Source organism: Streptomyces yatensis (assembly GCF_018069625.1).
In the GTDB taxonomy this organism is placed as follows: Bacteria; Actinomycetota; Actinomycetes; order Streptomycetales; family Streptomycetaceae; genus Streptomyces; species Streptomyces yatensis.
The window spans coordinates 3,909,155-3,926,092 of the sequence record NZ_CP072941.1 but is presented as its reverse complement, the minus strand read 5'-3'; the positions used below and the strand labels follow the sequence as shown (position 1 = coordinate 3,926,092).

9 protein-coding genes are annotated in these 16,938 nt (G+C 73.6%); 5 read left to right on the top strand and 4 right to left on the bottom strand.

What is annotated here, in order from left to right; translation table 11 throughout:
• Positions 1-100: 100 nt before the first annotated feature.
• The 3 genes from J8403_RS15910 to J8403_RS15900 all read right to left on the bottom strand — a co-directional run bounded on the left by J8403_RS15910 (position 101) and on the right by J8403_RS15900 (position 6,242).
• The gene (locus tag J8403_RS15910) at positions 101-1,705 is read right to left on the bottom strand and encodes an alpha/beta hydrolase (RefSeq protein WP_211123758.1); all 1,605 of its coding nucleotides are present in this window, start codon (positions 1,703-1,705) and stop codon (positions 101-103) included.
• A 123-nt stretch (positions 1,706-1,828) separates the two neighbouring features.
• Positions 1,829-3,337 carry an alpha/beta hydrolase gene (locus tag J8403_RS15905; protein WP_211123757.1) on the bottom strand — a complete coding sequence of 503 codons (1,509 nt, stop codon included), beginning with the start codon at positions 3,335-3,337 and terminating at the stop codon, positions 1,829-1,831.
• A gap of 142 nt (positions 3,338-3,479) precedes the next feature.
• Entirely contained in the window at positions 3,480-6,242 is a 2,763-nt protein-coding gene (locus J8403_RS15900) for a lysylphosphatidylglycerol synthase transmembrane domain-containing protein (RefSeq protein WP_211123756.1), read from the bottom strand.
• A 245-nt stretch (positions 6,243-6,487) separates the two neighbouring features.
• On the opposite strand from J8403_RS15900, the gene J8403_RS15895 reads away from it, so the two are divergent.
• The 5 genes from J8403_RS15895 (at position 6,488) to nudC (ending at position 16,567) form a co-directional block, all read left to right on the top strand.
• The gene (locus tag J8403_RS15895; RefSeq protein ID WP_211123755.1) at positions 6,488-6,877 is read left to right on the top strand and encodes an MGMT family protein; all 390 of its coding nucleotides are present in this window, start codon (positions 6,488-6,490) and stop codon (positions 6,875-6,877) included.
• A gap of 235 nt (positions 6,878-7,112) precedes the next feature.
• Entirely contained in the window at positions 7,113-10,331 is a 3,219-nt protein-coding gene (locus J8403_RS15890) for an ATP-dependent helicase (RefSeq protein ID WP_246586338.1), read from the top strand.
• Between the two features lie 86 nt (positions 10,332-10,417).
• A complete protein-coding gene (locus J8403_RS15885; RefSeq protein ID WP_246585856.1) occupies positions 10,418-14,122 on the top strand; it encodes an ATP-dependent helicase in 3,705 nt (1,234 codons plus the stop codon).
• A 54-nt stretch (positions 14,123-14,176) separates the two neighbouring features.
• Entirely contained in the window at positions 14,177-15,580 is a 1,404-nt protein-coding gene (locus tag J8403_RS15880) for a dipeptidase (protein ID WP_211123753.1), read from the top strand.
• Between the two features lie 51 nt (positions 15,581-15,631).
• Positions 15,632-16,567 carry an NAD(+) diphosphatase gene (gene nudC / locus J8403_RS15875; protein WP_162003866.1) on the top strand — a complete coding sequence of 312 codons (936 nt, stop codon included), beginning with the start codon at positions 15,632-15,634 and terminating at the stop codon, positions 16,565-16,567.
• Between the two features lies 1 nt (position 16,568).
• Here nudC and J8403_RS15870 read toward each other — a convergent pair whose 3' ends face one another.
• On the bottom strand, positions 16,569-16,811 hold the full coding sequence (locus tag J8403_RS15870; protein WP_020868579.1) for a mycoredoxin: 243 nt from the start codon (positions 16,809-16,811) through the stop codon (positions 16,569-16,571).
• Between the last annotated feature and the right edge of the window lie 127 nt (positions 16,812-16,938).

The following is a 16,938-nucleotide window of genomic DNA, read 5'->3' as shown; positions in this document are numbered from 1 at the left end:
ACCAGGGGGCCGGACCGCCGCGCCGACGGCGATCCGGCCCCCTGGCCGTTTCCATGAGCCCCTTACGGCGATCCGGGCCTCTCCATGCTCCCTGCGCCCCTTACCGGCAGGTCGTGCCGCTCGCGGGCACCTTCCCGTCCAGCAGATAGGCGTTCACGGTCTTCGTCATACAGGCGTTGCCGCTGTTGTACGCGCCATGGCCCTGCCCCCTGTAGGTGACCTCGACGCCCACGCCCTTGCCCAGCTCCTCGACCATCTTCCGCGCCCCCTCGTACGGGGTGGCCGGGTCGCCGGTGTTGCCGACCACGAGGATCGGCGCCGAGCCCTTGGCGCTGACGTCCGGGGTGTCCGTGGTGCCCTCCACCGGCCAGTCGGTGCAGCCGAGCAGGCCCCAGGCCAGATACTCGCCGAAGACCGGTGACGCCTTGCGGAAGCGCGGCAGCTGCGCCTTCACATCGGTCACCGTGTAACGCTGCCTGTCGTCCACGCAGTTGATCGCGGCATTGGCGGCGTTGATGTTGCTGTAGTGGCCGTCGTCGTCGCGGCCGGACATGGAATCCGCCATCGCGAGCAGCAGATTGCCCTCGTCGAGCTGGATCGCCTCCTGCAGCCCGAGCGTCAGGTACTTCCAGCTCTCCTTGTCGTAGAGCGCGGCGGCGATCCCGCTCAGCGCCCCGTCCTGGGTGAGCTTGCGGCCGCTCTCGGTGGACAGCGGCTTCTTGTCGAGCCGCTTCAGGAAGTCGACGATCCGGTCCGTGCCGGCCGCCGGATCGCCGCCGGTCGGGCAGGCCGCGCCCTTCTTGGCGCAGTCCTCGAGGTAGTTGTCCAGCGCGAGCTGGAACCCCTTCGCCTGGCCGTAGGAGCCCTGCTCGGGGTCCTCGGTGGGGTCGACCACGGCGTCCAGGACCGCGCGTCCCACCCGGCCGGGGAAGAGGTGGGCGTAGACGCCGCCGAGTTCGGTGCCGTAGGAGATGCCGAAGTACGAGAGCTTGTCGTCGCCGAGCACCTGCCGCATGAGGTCCATGTCACGGGCGGCGCTCACGGTGTCCACATGGGCGAGCACCGTGCCGGAACGCTTCTGGCAGCCCTTGATGAACGCCCTGGCGTCCGCCATCGCCGTCTTGACCTCGGCGTCGTCGTCCGGAGTGCCGTCGACGGAGTCGGAGGCGTCGATCTGCTTGTCGCTCTGGCAGGTCACCCCGGCGCTCTCCCCGACCCCGCGCGGATCGAAGCTCACCAGGTCATAGCGGGAGCGCAAGGTGTCGTAGGCGGCGGCGAAACCGGGCAGCGAGGAGACACCGGAGCCGCCGGGTCCGCCGAAGTTGAACACCAGGGAGCCGATGCGCTTGCCCCGCCCGTTCGCCTTGGCACGGATCATGGCCAGATCGATGGTCTCGCCCTTGGGCTTCGCGTAGTCGAGCGGCGCCTTGAGCGTGGCGCATTCCCACTCGTCTCCGGGCTTCTCACCGGTGCCCTGGATCGCGGTCGGGGCAGGGCAGGACGACCAGTTGAGCTTCTGACCGGTGAGCGAGCCCGGCAGCCCGGAGCCCGAGGGCGCGGCCGGGGCCGGCGCCGAGGGCTTGGCCGAGGCCTTGCCCTGCTCGCTTCCCCCGTCTCCGTCGCAGCCCGCGACGGCGATGAGGGCGACCATGGCGGTCATGGAGACCAGCGCCCTGGTCCGTATGGTGCGTGGGGAACTCGGCATATCCGGAGATCCTATGAGGAGGCGGGGGCGGAATCGTCCGAACTTCTTCTCAATGCCGTCACGGTTCGCGAGCGCGGGCCCGGGCGCGGCCCCGGGGCCAGGGTCTGTCGTTCGGATCAGGTCCTAGCCGCAGACCTTGCCCTTCTCCGGCACCTTGCCCTGCAGCAGATAGGCGTTGACGGTCTTTCGGACGCAGGCGTTGCCGCCGTCGTACGCCCCATGGCCCTCGCCCTTGTAGGTGAGCTCGACCCCGACCCCCGGCCCCAGCTCCTTCGCCATCCGCCCCGCGCCCTCGTACGGGGTGGCCGGGTCACCGGTGTTGCCGACGACCAGGATCGGGGCGGCCCCCTTGGCGCTGACGTCGGGCGTGGTCCAGGCGCCGCGGACCGGCCAGTCGGTGCACTGCGTCAGGCCCCACGCCATCATGTCGCCGAAGACGGGGGAGACCTTACGGAAGGTGGGCAGCTTCCGCTCGATGTCGGCGACCGTATAGCGCTGCTTGAAGTCGGCGCAGGTGATGGCGGTCAGCGCGGACTGCAGGGTGCTGTAGTGGCCGTCCGGGCCGCGGCCGTTCAAGGCGTCGCCCAGGGCCAGCAGGATTCTGCCGTCGCCCTGCTGGGCGCCCGCGATCCCCTGGGTGAGGTACTGCCAGTAGTCCCGGGAGTACAGGGACTGCGCGATGCCGCCGTCGGCCAGGGACTCGGTCAGCTTCCGGCCGCCGTAGCCGCGCACCGGACGGCTGTCGAGCCGCTTCAGCAGCGTGCGGATCCGGGGCTGGGTGGGGCAGCTGGAGACGGTGCTCTTGGTGCACGCCTTCAGATAGTCGCTCAGGGCGCGCTGAAACCCCTTGGCCTGGGCGAGCGCGCCCTGCTCGGGTGTCTGCATGGGGTCCACGACCCCGTCGAAGAGGGCGCGCCCCACCTTCTTCGGGAACAGATGGGCGTAGACGCCGCCGAGTTCGGTGCCGTAGGAGACGCCGAAGTAGTGCATCTTCTTGTCGCCGAGGACGCCGCGCATGAGGTCCATGTCGCGGGCGGCGTTGGTGGTGCCGACGTAGGGCAGGATCGGGCCGGAGTTCTTCTCGCAGGCGGCGGCGTAGGTCTTGACCCGGCGGAGCTGGCTCTGCACCTCGGCCTTGTTGTCCGGGGTGGAGTCGGCGGCGTAGTAGGCGTCGAGCTGCCGGTCCCCGAGGCAGCGCACCCCGCTGCTGCGGCCGACGCCGCGCGGATCGAAGCTGACCAGGTCGTAGCGGGTGCGCAACTGCTTGTAGCTGTTGGCGAGGGCCGGGAGGGTGGCCACGCCCGAACCGCCGGGGCCGCCGAAGTTGAAGATGAGCGAGCCGATCCGGTGGCGCCGGTCGGTGGCCTTGGCGCGGATCATGGCGATGCCGATGGTCCGGCCGTGCGGCTTGCGGTAGTCCAGCGGTGCGTGGAGCGTCGCGCACTCCCACTGCCCGCCCGGGGCCTTGGTGGCGGCCGCGTCCTGGTCCGGGGAGGGGGCGGGGCAGCTGGACCAGTTCAGCTTCTGGTGGGCCGAGGTGTCCGGCCGTCCGCCGCCGCCACCGCATCCGGCGGCCAGGACGGCCAGCAGCAGGGCGGTGGACAGCGCACCGAGGCGCAGAGGTCGGGACACGGCGGCCCTCCCGGGGGTGGCGGCGTATCGCCATCCTGCGGGCGGCGGCCGCCCCGCGCGCGCACAGCGGGGGCGTACGGGTGAGACGGGTGGCCGGGCGGCCGGTGGCCGCGGGAGGGCTCCGGCGGGGCCTCCAGGGCCCCTACAGCGCCTCTTTGCGGGTGAGGTGGGTGAAGGCCACCCAGCCGGGCAGCACCGGCAGCCAGAAGACCATCAGCCGGAAGAGCAGCACCGCGGGCGCGGCGGTCTCGTACGGCAGCCCGGCGAAGGTCAGACCCGCGATCAGGGCGGCCTCGACCGCGCCCACACCGCCGGGGGTGGGCGCCGCCGACCCCAGGGCGTTGCCCGCGAGGAAGACGACGGCGATGCTCGCGTAGCTCAGCTCTCCGCCGAACGCCCGGATCGCGGAGTCGAGGCACATCACGTTGGCGGCGGTCAGCAGCAGGGTGCCGCCGATGCCGGTGAGCAGCTTCTTGGGCCGCTGCAGCACGTCCAGCATGCGCGGGACGACGCCCGCGAACAGCGACCGCACCCGGGTGGACACGAACTTCCGCAGGACGGGGATCGCGGTCACCACCAGGACCAGCACGGCGGCCGTCAGCAGCCCGGCGATCACCGTCCGGGACGGCGAGAGCGCCGGGGTGCGCTCGGTGCCGGTGATGTAGCCGAAGGTCAGCAGCAGCACGATATGGCTGGCGAGCCCGAACAGCTGGGAGGCGCCCACGCTGGCCACCGCGAGCCCCGGCCGCACCCCCGCGCGCTGCAGGAAGCGGGTGTTGAGGGCGACGCCGCCGACCGCCGCGGGCGCCACCAGCTTCACGAACGAGGCGGCGACCTGCGCCAGCACCGTCCGCGGCAGCGGCACCTTCTCCGGGACGAAGCCGAGCAGGCTCAGTGCCGCGGCCAGATAGGTGAGCGCGGAGAAGACGAGCGCGAAGACGACCCAGATCCAGTTGGCCTCGCCGACCAGGGCGCCCAGCTTGAGATGGGTGAACTGGGAGAGCAGGAAGTAGGCGGCGAAGGCCCCGGCGCAGAAGCTGACCAGGGTGCGCGGCTTGATGCGCTCCAGCCGCTCGGGCTCTATCGGCGCCTGCGGCCTCACCAGCAGCACCTGCTGTCGGATCTGGGAGAGCAGATCCTCCTCGCGGGCGTCCTCCATCGCCTCTTCTATGGCGCGCTTCTCCGCCTGCTTCTCGGCCTTGCTGGTCCTGCGGTCGCTGGTGGCCGCCTCCGTGGCCCCGGCCTCCTGGGCCGTCTCCTCGGCCTCCCGCGCCTCCTTGGCCTCCTTGGCGGCGTGGGAGGCCTCCAGGACGGCGTCCCGCTGGCGCTGGGCGCGCTCGCGCGCGAGCTGCCGCAGGGTCGCGCGGGTGCCCCGGCCGAGCGCCAGGGGCTGCAGCAGCGGCAGGCTGTCGGCGACCGCGTCCGGGCCGAGGACCGCCACCGCGGCGGCCACGGAGCGCTCGGCGCCCACGCGCAGGCCCAGGGTGGTCAGCAGCTGTGCGACGTCCATCCGCAGCACCACGTCACCGGCCGCGATCTCACCGCCGCGCAGATCGGTGAGGATGACCGTGCCGTTGCGGTCGACCAGGAGGGCGTCGCTGTCCAGCCGCCGGTGGGCGATCCTCCGCGACTGGAGCGCCTGGACCTGGTGCCAGGCCCCGGCCAGCAGCTCGTCGGTGATCGCCTCGTCCGGCAGGGCGTGCAGCGGACGTCCGCCGACATGCTCGTAGACCAGCATCACGGCGTCCGGGCCCAGCTCGGAGGTGGCGATCAGCTTGGCCGCGTTGGCCCCGGCCGCGATGGCCGCGTAGGCGAGCAGCGCCTCCTGCTCCAGGGCCTGGCGCAGCGACTGGAGGCTGCGCGGCGGGGTGATCGTCCGCAGGGTCAGCCGCTGCCAGACGCCGTAGAAGAAGCCCTGGGCCTGCTGCTCCCGGTCGACCACGGTGACGTCCAGGGGCGGGCCGTCCTCCAGGGTGACCAGATAGCGGCGGCTCCGGTCGCCGTGGCCGCCGTGCTCGTCCTCGGGCTCCTCGGCGCGCATGGCGCTGACCGGGTTGAAGCCGACCCGGCGCAGCCCGCCGAGCAGGTTCTGGCCCGTGGGGCGCACATTGGGGGAGCCGACCGCGTAGAGCGTGCCGTAGGCCACCGCCCAGCCGATGAGCACCGTAAGGATGATCGAGAACGGTGTGGTGTAGCCGCCCACGAGCACCGCGAAGGCGTCGAGCAGCAGGACGCACCACATGGCCACCCGCCAGCGCGGGCGCCGGGCCATGCCGACGGCCGTCATATAGGCGATGACGGGGGCGAGATAGCCGTGCACGGGGTCGCTGAAGGCGCCGCCGGGCGCGGGCTGGGTGAGCGCTTCGCGGATCGAGTCGGGGGCGGCCCTGGCGACCCAGAGGTCCGTGGCGAGCGACACCCCGTGGGCCAGCACCGCGGCCAGCACGCCGTCGGCGATCCGCAGCCCGTCCCGTTTGATCAGCCGCTCGAAGGCGAAGGCCACCGGCAGGACGAGGACGGCCACCCCGGCCGTGAGCCCCGCGAAGTCGATCAGGAGTGGGGGCGCCTGGTTGGCGCCGTGCCCGATGTCCTTCTCCAGACCCGCGGTGGTGCCGTGGGCGAAGGCCGCGATGGCCAGGACGACGGCCATGCCGAGGACCCCGAGCAGCAGCCGCAGCAGATCGGCGGGGCGGTGGACACGGGCGGGCAGCAGCGGCTCGTCCCCGGAGACCCGGTCCACATGGCCCTCCGGTCCGTCCGGGCCGCAGTCATCCCCCGCCTCCGGGGGCTCCTGCCGGCCGCCGGACGGCGCCTTGGAGTGCGGCAACGACTCCGGGGTGCGGGCCTCCTCCTCCGGAGGCTGCGCACCCTGCTGCTTCGCCGTCTCTTCTTGATCTCGTATCACCAGTCACCGCCCGGAAGATGGTGGCATGCCCGGGCTGCGGAGGGGGGCATCAGGGTGCATTTCGGGGACGTGGACCCCGAATGGTACGCCCTGCTGAGGATTCCCGCACAATGCGTGATCGAACCGCAATCGGCCCCGGAGCGGGCCTCTCGCCACGGCTCGCGGGGCGCTCGGCGGGGCGCTCGGCACGGCTGTGGGCGCGGTTGTGAGCGCGGCTGTCGGAGGGGTGCGGCAGGATGGGGCGGATGAGCCGAGTGAGTGGGGAGAGCGGGGAGCCGGCGGACGGGGACGGCGCCCACGAGCTGCCCGAGTACGCCGAGCGGGTGCTGGACGTGGCCGAGTCGATTCCCTCCGGCCGGGTGATGACCTACGGGGACGTCGCGGAATGGCTGGAGGAGGGCGGGCCGCGCCAGGTGGGGCGGGTGATGGCGCTCTACGGGGGCGCCGTGCCGTGGTGGCGGGTGGTGCGCGCGGACGGTGTGCTGCTGCCCGGCCACGAGCTGCGCGCTCTTGACCACTATCGCGAGGAGGGCACCCCGCTGCGCGAGGCGGCGCGCTCGGCCGAGGGCCATGTGCCGCGGATCGACATGGCCAGGGCGCGGTGGGACGGGGGCGGGCAGGACCACGGCCGGTAGGGGGGCCGCACGCGGCGGCGGGACCACAGCCGCCGGCGTTCCGGGCCCGCGGTCGTCGTACCGGCGGTATCCACAGCCATCCGGGTGAGGCCCCGCCGTGCATGAGAGGCTGTCCCGCACCCAGCCAACCCACCAGGACCGGCGATCCAACGTGAGCTCCTCCCCCTCGTCCCTTCCACGGCAGCGGCAGGCGCGGCAGCCCTCCTCACGGCAGTCGGCCTCGGGCGTCTACCGCCTGCTCCGTCATCGGCCGGAGCCAGGAACCCTTCCTGTCCTGGACGCACGGCAGCGCGCTGTGGTTGAGCATCGGGGCGGTCCATTGCTGGTGCTCGCCGGGCCCGGCACGGGCAAGACGACGACGCTCGTGGAGGCGGTGGCCCGCCGGGTGCGCGAGGGCGCGGACCCCGAGCGGCTCCTGGTGCTCACCTTCAGCCGTAAGGCCGCCGTCGAGCTGCGCGACCGCATGGCCGCGCGCCTGGGCGGCGCGAGCGCCCCGCGGGCCACGACCTTCCACTCCTACTGCTACGCCCTGGTCCGCGCCCACCAGGACGTCGACCTCTTCGTCGATCCGCTGCGGCTGCTCTCCGGACCGGAGCAGGACGTCGTCGTCAGGGAGCTGCTCGCCGGTCAGGCAGAGCTGGCGCGCGAGGGCCGGGCCTCCGTCCGCTGGCCCGACGACCTGCGCGCCTGCCTGACCACCCGGGGCTTCGCCGACGAGGTGCGCGCGGTGCTCGCCCGCAGCCGGGAGCTGGGCCTGGGCCCGCGGGCGCTGGGGGAGTTCGCCGAGCGCACCGGGCGCCCCGACTGGTCCGCCGCGGCCGGTTTCCTCGCCGAGTACCTCGACGTCCTGGACGCCCAGGGGGTGCTGGACTACGCGGAGCTGGTGCACCGCGCGGTGCTGCTCGCCGGTCGGCCGGAGGTCGCGGCCGAGCTGGCGGGGCGGTACGACGCCGTGTTCGTCGACGAGTACCAGGACACCGACGTGGCCCAGGGCCGGCTGCTGGGGGCGCTCGCGGGCGGCGGCCGGACCCTGCTCGCCTTCGGCGACCCCGATCAGTCGATCTACGCCTTCCGGGGCGCCGACGTGGGCGGCATCCTCCGCTTCCGCGAGGACTTCCCGCGGGCGGACGGCCGGCCCGCCGACATGGAGGTGCTCACCGTCTCCCGCCGTTCGGGGGCCGCCCTGCTCGCGGCCACCCGGCGGATCACCGGCCGGATGCCGCTCACCCGGCTGCCCGCGCGAGCCGTAAGGGCGCATCGGGAACTCGCGGCCGTCCGCGACGGCGGCCGCGCCGAGGCGTACACGTACCCCACCGCGGGCGCCGAGCTCGACAACGTGGCCGACATCCTGCGCCGCGCCCATCTGGAGGACGGGGTGCCATGGCGCGAGATGGCCGTCCTGGTGCGCGCCGGGGGGCGCTCGATCCCCGGGGTGCGCCGGGCGCTCACCTCGGCGGGCGTCCCCGTCGAGGTGGACGGCGATGACATCCCGCTGCGCCATGAGCCCGCCGTGGCCCCCCTGCTGACCGCGCTGCGCGCCGCCGCCACGGCCGCGCTGCCGGACAGCGGCGGGCTGTCCGCGGTCCTCGGCGTCGAGACCGCACTGACCCTGCTCACCTCGCCGCTGGGCGGTATGGACGCCGCCGATCTGCGCCGCCTGGGCCGTGCGCTGCGCGAGGAGGAGCGGTCCGCCGGACGCACGGTGCCGCGCCCCTCCGACGTCCTGCTCGCCGAGGCGCTCGCCGAGCCGGAGCGGCTGGCCGTCCACGACCCGGCGTACGCACGCGGCGCCCAGCGGCTCGGGCTGCTGCTGCGTACCGCCCGGGAGGCACTGGCCCGGGGCGGCACCGCCGAACAGGCGCTGTGGCGGCTGTGGGACGGCACCTCCTGGCCCGGCCGGCTGGAGCGGGCCGCGCAGCGCGGCGGCACCGCCGGGCGAAACGCGGACCGCGACCTCGACGCGGTGTGCGCGCTGTTCGAGACCGCCGCCCGCGCCGAGGAGCGCACCGGCGGCCGCGGCGCCCTCAACTTCCTGGAGGAGATCGACGCCCAGGACATCGCCGCCGACACCCTCTCCCGCCGGATGGTCCGCCCCGACGCCGTACGGCTGATGACCGCCCACCGCTCCAAGGGGCTCGAATGGGCCCTGGTGGTCGTCGCGGGGGTACAGGAGGGGCTGTGGCCGGATCTGCGGCGGCGCGGCTCGCTCCTGGAGGCCGACCGGATCGGCCGGGACGGGCTGGCCGAGCCGCTGCCGCCGGGCGCGCTGCTGGCCGAGGAGCGGCGGCTGTTCTACGTGGCGGCGACCCGCGCCAAGGAACGGCTCGTGGTCACCGCCGTCAAGGCCGCCTCCGAGGACGGGGACCAGCCCTCCCGATTCCTCGCCGAACTGGGCGTCCCGCCCACCGACGTCACCCAGCGGCCGCGCCGCCCGCTGTCCGTCGCCGCGCTCGTCGCCGAGCTGCGTGCCACCACCGTCGACCCGGACGCCTCGGAGGCGCTGCGCGACGCTGCCGCGCGCCGGCTGGCGCGGCTCGCGGCGCTGCGCGACGAGGAGGGCCGGCCGCTGGTCCCGGCCGCCCACCCGCACCGCTGGTGGGGGCTGCACGAGCCGACCCACAGCGAGGTCCCGCTGCGCGACCGGGACCGGCCCGTGGCGCTGTCCGGCAGCGCGCTCGACCAGCTCGTCAACACCTGCTCGCTCCAGTGGTTCCTGGGGCGCGAGGTGAAGGCCGACGCGCCCTCGACGGCCGCCCAGGGCTTCGGCAACGTCGTGCACGTCCTGGCCGACGAGGTCGCCTCCGGCCGCACCCCGGCCGATCTCGCGGTCCTCATGGAGCGCCTGGACTCCGTATGGGACGCGCTCGCCTTCGACGCCCCCTGGAAGTCACGGCAGGAGAAGGAGCAGGCACGGGCGGCCCTGGAGCGCTTTCTGCACTGGCATGTGATGGAGCGCGGCGGCCGCACCCCGGTCGCCACCGAGCACTCCTTCGACGTCACGCTCGAAGCCGACGTCTATAAGGTGCGCATCCGCGGCAGCATGGACCGCGTCGAGACGGATGGCGAGGGGCGCGCCTACGTCGTCGACTTCAAGACCGGCAAGCAGACCGTGAGCCGCGGCGATGTCGAGCACCACCCCCAGCTGGCGGCCTATCAGCTGGCGGTGCGCGAGGGCGCCGTCGACGACCTCTTCGAGGGCGGGCGCCCCGAGCCGGGCGGCGCGGAGCTCGTCCAGCTGCGGCAGGGAGCCGCCAGGAAGGACGGCGGCGACGAGATCCCCAAGGTCCAGGCCCAGGAGCCGCCGGACGGGGAGTGGGTGGGGCAGCTGCTCGCCACCGCGGCCGGGCGCGTCCTCGACGAGCGGTTCACCCCGACCACGGGCGACCACTGCGAGCGCTGCGCCTTCCGCGGCGCGTGCAGCGCCCGGGCGGAGGGGCGCCATGTGGTCGACTGACGCCTTCGCGTACCGGGCATGGACCCCGGGGCGGGCGCCCACCGGAGCGGCGGGGCGTGTCGGTGGGCACCGATAGCCTCACTGGAGTGTCAGCCCGCATCACCGATCCCGAGGAGCTCAAGGAACTCCTCGGGATCCCGTTCACCCCGGAGCAGGTGGAGTGCATCACCGCGCCGCCCGCCCCGCAGGTGATCGTCGCCGGGGCAGGCTCCGGCAAGACCACGGTGATGGCCGCCCGCGTCGTCTGGCTGGTCGGCACCGGACAGGTCGCGCCCGACCGGGTGCTCGGCCTCACGTTCACCAACAAGGCCGCCGGAGAGCTGGCCGAGCGGGTCCGCAAGGCTCTCGTCACGGCCGGCATCGTGGACCAGGACCCGGATCCGGGCGCCACCGAGGAGGCCGCGGGCGAGCCCGTCATCTCCACCTACCACGCCTTCGCCGGACAGCTGCTCAAGGACCACGGGCTGCGCGTCGGCCTGGAGCCGAGCGCCCGGCTGCTCGCCGACGCCACCCGCTTCCAGCTCGCCGCACGCGTCCTGCGCTCCGCCCCCGGCCCGTATCCGGCGCTCACCCGCCCCTTCTCCGACCTGGTCACCGATCTGCTCGCGCTCGACGCCGAGCTCGCCGAGCACCTCGTCCCCGCCGGGCGGCTGCGCGCGTACGACACCGAGCTGCTGCGGACGCTGGAGGGGGCGCGGCTCACCAACGAGGCGCTGCGCAAGGTGCCCGAGGCCGCCCACGCCCGCCAGGAGCTGCTGGGCCTGGTCGAGGCGTACCGCGAGGAGAAGCGGCGGCGTGATCTGCTCGACTTCGGCGACCAGATCGCCCATTCGGCCACCCTGGCCCTCGACCACCCGGAGGTCGGCCGGATCCTGCGCGAGCAGTTCGCGGTCGTCCTGCTCGACGAGTACCAGGACACCTCGGTCGCCCAGCGGCTGCTGCTGTCCGGCCTCTTCGGCGGCGGCACCGGACACCCCGTCACCGCCGTCGGCGACCCCTGCCAGGCCATCTACGGCTGGCGCGGCGCCTCCGTGGCCAACCTGGACGACTTCCCCGAGCACTTCCCGCACGCCGACAAAAGCCCGGCGCGGCGCTTCGCGCTCAGCGAGAACCGCCGCAGCGGCGGCCGCCTCCTGGACCTCGCCAACGGGCTGGCCGCCCCGCTGCGCGCGATGCACGAGGGCGTCGAGGCGCTGCGCCCCGCGCCCGGCGCCGAGCGGGACGGAGCGGTCCGCTGCGCCCTGCTGCCCACCCACGCCGAGGAGCTGGCCTGGCTCACCGACTCCATCGCCCACCTGGTGCGCACCGGCACCCCGCCCGGTGAGATCGCGGTCCTGTGCCGTACGGCGGGTGACTTCGCGCAGATCCAGGGCGCCTTGGTGGAGCGGGATGTTCCGGTGGAGGTGGTGGGCCTGTCGGGGCTGCTGCATCTGCCGGAGGTCGCCGATCTGGTGGCCGTCTGCGAGGTCCTTCAGGACCCGGGGGCCAACGCCGCGCTGGTCCGCCTGCTCACCGGGCCGCGCTGGCGGATCGGCCCCCGCGACCTCGCGCTGCTGGGCCGCCGCGCCCGCGCGCTGGTCTCCCACGGCGGGCCGGACGGTGCGGAGGACGATCCGGATCTCCGGCTCGCCGGAGCCGTCGAGGGCACCGACCCCTCCGAGGTGATCTCCCTGGCCGACGCCCTCGACACCTTCCTGGAGGCGGGCGGCGGCCCCGACGACGGGCTGCCCTTCTCGGCCGAGGCACGGATCCGGTTCGCCCGGCTCGCCGCCGAACTCCGCGAACTGCGCCGCACACTGGCCGATCCGCTGATGGACGTGCTCCACCGGGTCCTGGCCACCACGGGCCTCGAGGTCGAGCTGTCCGCCTCGCCGCACGCCCTGGCCGCGCGCCGCCGCGAGACGCTCGGCAACTTCCTGGACGTCGCGGCCGCCTTCGCGGGCCGGGAGGGCGGCGCGGCCCTGGAGGGCGAGGCCACCCTGCAGAGCTTCCTCGGCTTTCTGCGCACCGCCGCGCAGTACGAAAAGGGTCTCGACAACGCCCTCCCCGGCGGCGAGAACACGGTCAAGGTGCTCACCGCCCACAAGTCCAAGGGGCTGGAGTGGGACGTGGTGGCGGTGCCGGGGCTGGTCGCCAAGCAGTTCCCGAGCGAACAGTCCCGCGAGTCCTGGACGGCGAACGCGAGGGTCCTGCCGCATGAGCTGCGCGGGGACGCGCGGACCCTCCCGGACGTCACGGCCTGGGACAGCAAGGGGATCGCGGCCTTCAAGGACGCCATGAAGGGGCATCAGCGGACCGAGGAGCTCCGGCTGGGCTATGTGACCTTCACCCGGCCGCGGTCGCTGCTGCTGGGCTCCGGCCACTGGTGGGGCCCCACCCAGAAGCGGCCGCGCGGCCCGTCGGCCTTCCTGGACGCGCTGCGCGAGCACTGTGAGGCGGGGTACGGAGAGGTCGAGGCATGGGCCGAGCCGCCGGAGGAGGGCGCGGAGAACCCGGCCCTGCGGGAGTCGGCGGCCGACCGGGCCTGGCCGCTTCCGCTGGACCCGGCCGCGCTGCGCCACCGGCGCCGCGCCGCCGATGTGGTGCTCGCTCATCTGGCGCGCATCGAGACGGCGGGGGAGCGGGCGACCGCGCATGACGGGGGGCACCCTTCGGCTGACGGGGAGCCGTTCCCGGAGCCGCCGGACGACCTGGAGCCACCGGAGGAACCTGAGCCCCTGGAGGAGGAGTGGCCCGAGCCTCCGGAGGACCCTTACGAGGACGCGGACGGGCACCCGGACGAGGGCCCGTACGGTGAGGCGGCCGACGAGCCGTACGAGCCGTACGAGGACGAGCCGTACGGCGACGGCCCGCGCCTCGATCCTTACGGCGCAGCGGAACCAGGTGTGCCGGATATCACGCGGGAACCGGCCGAGGACGAGCTGGCGCCCGAGGAGGCCCGGCTGGCCGGCTCCTGGGACCGCGATCTGGACGCACTCGCCGGGGAGCTGCGCCGCGCCCGCGAGACCGTGCACGAGGTGCCCCTGCCGGGGACGCTCACCGCCTCCCAGCTGCTGCGTCTCGCCGCCGACCCGGACGGCTTCGCACGCGAGCTGGCCCGCCCCATGCCCCGGCCGCCGCGCCCCGCCGCCCGGCGCGGCACCCGCTTCCACGCCTGGGTCGAAGCGCGTTTCGAGGCGCTGTCGCTGCCCTTCCTCGGCCCCGACGAACTGCCGGGCGGTGAGGAGGACGAGGCGGAGATCGCCGACGAGCGGGATCTGACCGCGCTCAAGGAGGCGTTCGCGCGCACGCCGTATGCCCGTCGCACCCCTTACCGCGTGGAGGTGCCGGTCCAGCTGACCCTGGCGGGCCGCATCATCCGCGGCCGGATCGACGCGGTGTACCGCTCGTCCGGGACGGGCCCCGACGGGGGCCCGCGCTACGAGATCGTCGACTGGAAGACCGGCCGCTCCCAGGACGCCGACCCGCTCCAGCTGGCCATCTACCGCCTCGCCTGGGCCGAGCAGCATGGACTGCCCCTGTCGGCGGTCACAGCGGCGTTCGTGTACGTGCGCAGCGGTGAGGTCGTGCGCCCCGCCGGGCTGCCCGGCCGGGCCGGGCTCGAGCGCGTCCTGCTCGGGGAGCCGGGCGGCGAGGCCGGCGGCGGGACGCTCGGCGAGCCGGAGGACGGGGATGGGGGCGTGGAGGTGGACGTGGCCGGGGACGGGGCCGGGGACGGGGCCGTGGACGAGGGCGCGACCGGGAATGACCGTATGGACGCCGAAACCGTCACCGAGAGCGAGCGCTCATGAGCGCCCCGGAGGCCCCCGCCCGCGTCCCGCCGCGGGCCGGATAGGCTCACATCCATGAGCAACACCCCGGACACGGACAACGCCGTCCGCGCCTATGTGGACAGCCATCGCGCCGCCTTTCTCGCCGAACTCTCCGAGTGGCTGCGCATCCCGTCCGTATCCGCCGACCCGGCCCGCGCCGACGACGTCCGGCGCAGCGCCCAGTGGCTGAGGGACCACCTGGCCGCGACGGGCTTCCCGGTGGCTGAGATATGGGACACACCGGGCGCCCCGGCCGTCTTCGCCGAGTGGCCGTCCGGCGATCCCGACGCCCTTACGGTGCTCGTCTACGGTCACCACGACGTCCAGCCCGCCGACCGCGAGGACGGCTGGCGCACCGACCCCTTCGAGCCCGTCATCGAGGACGGCAGGCTCTACGCCCGCGGCGCCGCCGACGACAAGGGGCAGGTCCTCTTCCACACCCTGGGGATACGCGCGCATCTGGCCGTGACCGGCCGCCGCGCGCCCGCGGTGAACCTCAAGCTGCTGATCGAGGGTGAGGAGGAGTCCGGCTCTCCGCATTTCCCCGAGCTGATCCGCGCGCACGCAGACCGGCTGGCCTGCGACACCGTGATCGTCTCCGACACCGGGATGTGGTCCGAGGACACCCCGACCGTCTGCACCGGCATGCGGGGCCTCGTCGACTGCCAGATCGATCTCCACGGCCCCGGCCAGGACATCCACTCCGGCTCCTTCGGCGGCGCGGTCCCCAACCCGGCCACCGAGGCCGCCCGGCTGGCCGCCGCGCTGCACGACGCCGACCGTAAGGTGGCCATCCCCGGCTTCTACGACGGTGTCGTGGAGCTCACCGACCGCGAGCGCGCGCTCTTCGCCGAGCTGCCCTTCGACGAGGCGGGCTGGCTGCGGACCGCGCATTCGCGGGCCACGCTCGGCGAGGCGGGCCACTCCACCCTGGAGCGCATCTGGGCCCGTCCGACCGCCGAGGTCAACGGCATCGGCGGGGGCTACCAGGGGCCGGGCGGAAAGACCATCGTGCCCTCGGCCGCCCAGCTGAAGCTGTCCTTCCGGCTGGTGGCGGGCCAGGACGTGGAGAAGGTCCAGGCGGCCGTACGGGACTGGGTCGCCGCTCAGCTCCCGGCCGGTATCCGCCATGAGATCACCTATTGGGGCGCCACCCGTCCCTGTCTGACCCCGCTGGACCACCCCGCGCTCCAGTCCGTCGTCCGGGCCGTGGGGCGCGCCTTCGGCCAGGAGATCCGCTTCACCCGCGAGGGCGGATCGGGCCCCGCCGCCGATCTCCAGGACGTCCTCGGTGCCCCGGTGCTCTTCCTGGGCATCTCGGTGCCGTCCGACGGCTGGCACGCGCCCAACGAGAAGGTCGAGCTCGGCCTGCTCATGAAGGGTGCCGAGACGGCCGCCCACCTCTGGGACGATCTCGCCGAGAATGGACGGGAATAGCTCGCTTATGTACGTAAACCACCCATTTCGCTGGGGGAGTTGGAAGCAGCCGTGACCACCTGGACCGACCACGCCACCGACCGGCCGATCACGCTCGCTGCCCCGAGCGGCATCGACCGCTCCGCGCATCACCGCCTGGACGAGGCGTGGCTGGCGGCGGCGTGGAGTCACCCGACGACGCGTGTCTTCGTGGTCTCCGGCGGCCAGGCGCTGGTCGACGACACCCCGGACGGCCGCACCGAGCTCGTCATGACCCCGTCCTTCGAGGCCCCGCCCACCGAGACCCACCGCTATTTCCTGGGCACCGACGAGGAGGGCGTGCGCTACTTCGCGCTGCAGAAGGACTCCCTGCCGGGGCGGATGGACCAGTCGGCGCGCCCCGCCGGGCTGCGTGAGGCGGGCGCGCTGCTGTCCGAGCGCGATGCGGGGCTGCTGGTGCACGCGGTCGCGCTGGAGAACTGGCAGCGGCTGCACCGCTTCTGCTCACGCTGCGGTGAGCGCACGATGATCGCGGCGGCGGGCCATATCCGCCGCTGCCCCGCGTGCGGGGCCGAGCACTACCCGCGGACCGACCCCGCCGTGATCATGCTGGTGCGGGACGAGCAGGACCGTGCGCTGCTGGGGCGCCAGGTGCACTGGCCGGAGGGGCGCTTCTCGACGCTCGCGGGCTTCGTGGAGCCGGGCGAGTCGATCGAGCAGGCCGTGGTCCGCGAGGTGGCGGAGGAGGCGGGTGTCACGGTCGGCGAGGTCGAGTACGTGGCCAGCCAGCCCTGGCCGTTCCCGTCCAGCCTGATGCTCGGCTTCATGGCGCAGGCCACGTCCTCCCTGATCCAGGTGGACGGGGAGGAGATCCACGAGGCGCGCTGGTTCTCCCGGGACGACCTGCGGGCCGCGATCGAGTCCGGGGAGGTCCTGCCTCCGTCCGGTATCTCGATCGCGGCCCGGCTGATCGAGCTCTGGTACGGCGAGCCGCTGCCGCGAGGCTGACTCAGACGCCGACCTTGGCCTTGACCTGCGCCAGGGACGGGTTGGTCAGGGTCGACCCATCGGGGAAGAGGACGGTCGGCACGGTCTGGTTGCCACCGTTCGCCTTCTCGACGAAGGCCGCGGACTCCGGGTCCTGCTCGATGTTGATCTCGGTGTAGGCGATGCCCTCGCGGTCCATCTGCCCCTTCAGGCGGCGGCAGTAGCCGCACCAGGTGGTGCTGTACATCGTCACAGTGCCGGACATCGGTCTTCGCTCTCCTCGGGGTCGTGGTGGGTGGGCAGAAGGTGAACGCTCACCCTCCGCCGGTCATTCCCGGTATTCATATGACCGGAAGGGGATGGCTGTGGACAACCGGCACGGGGGTCCCAGG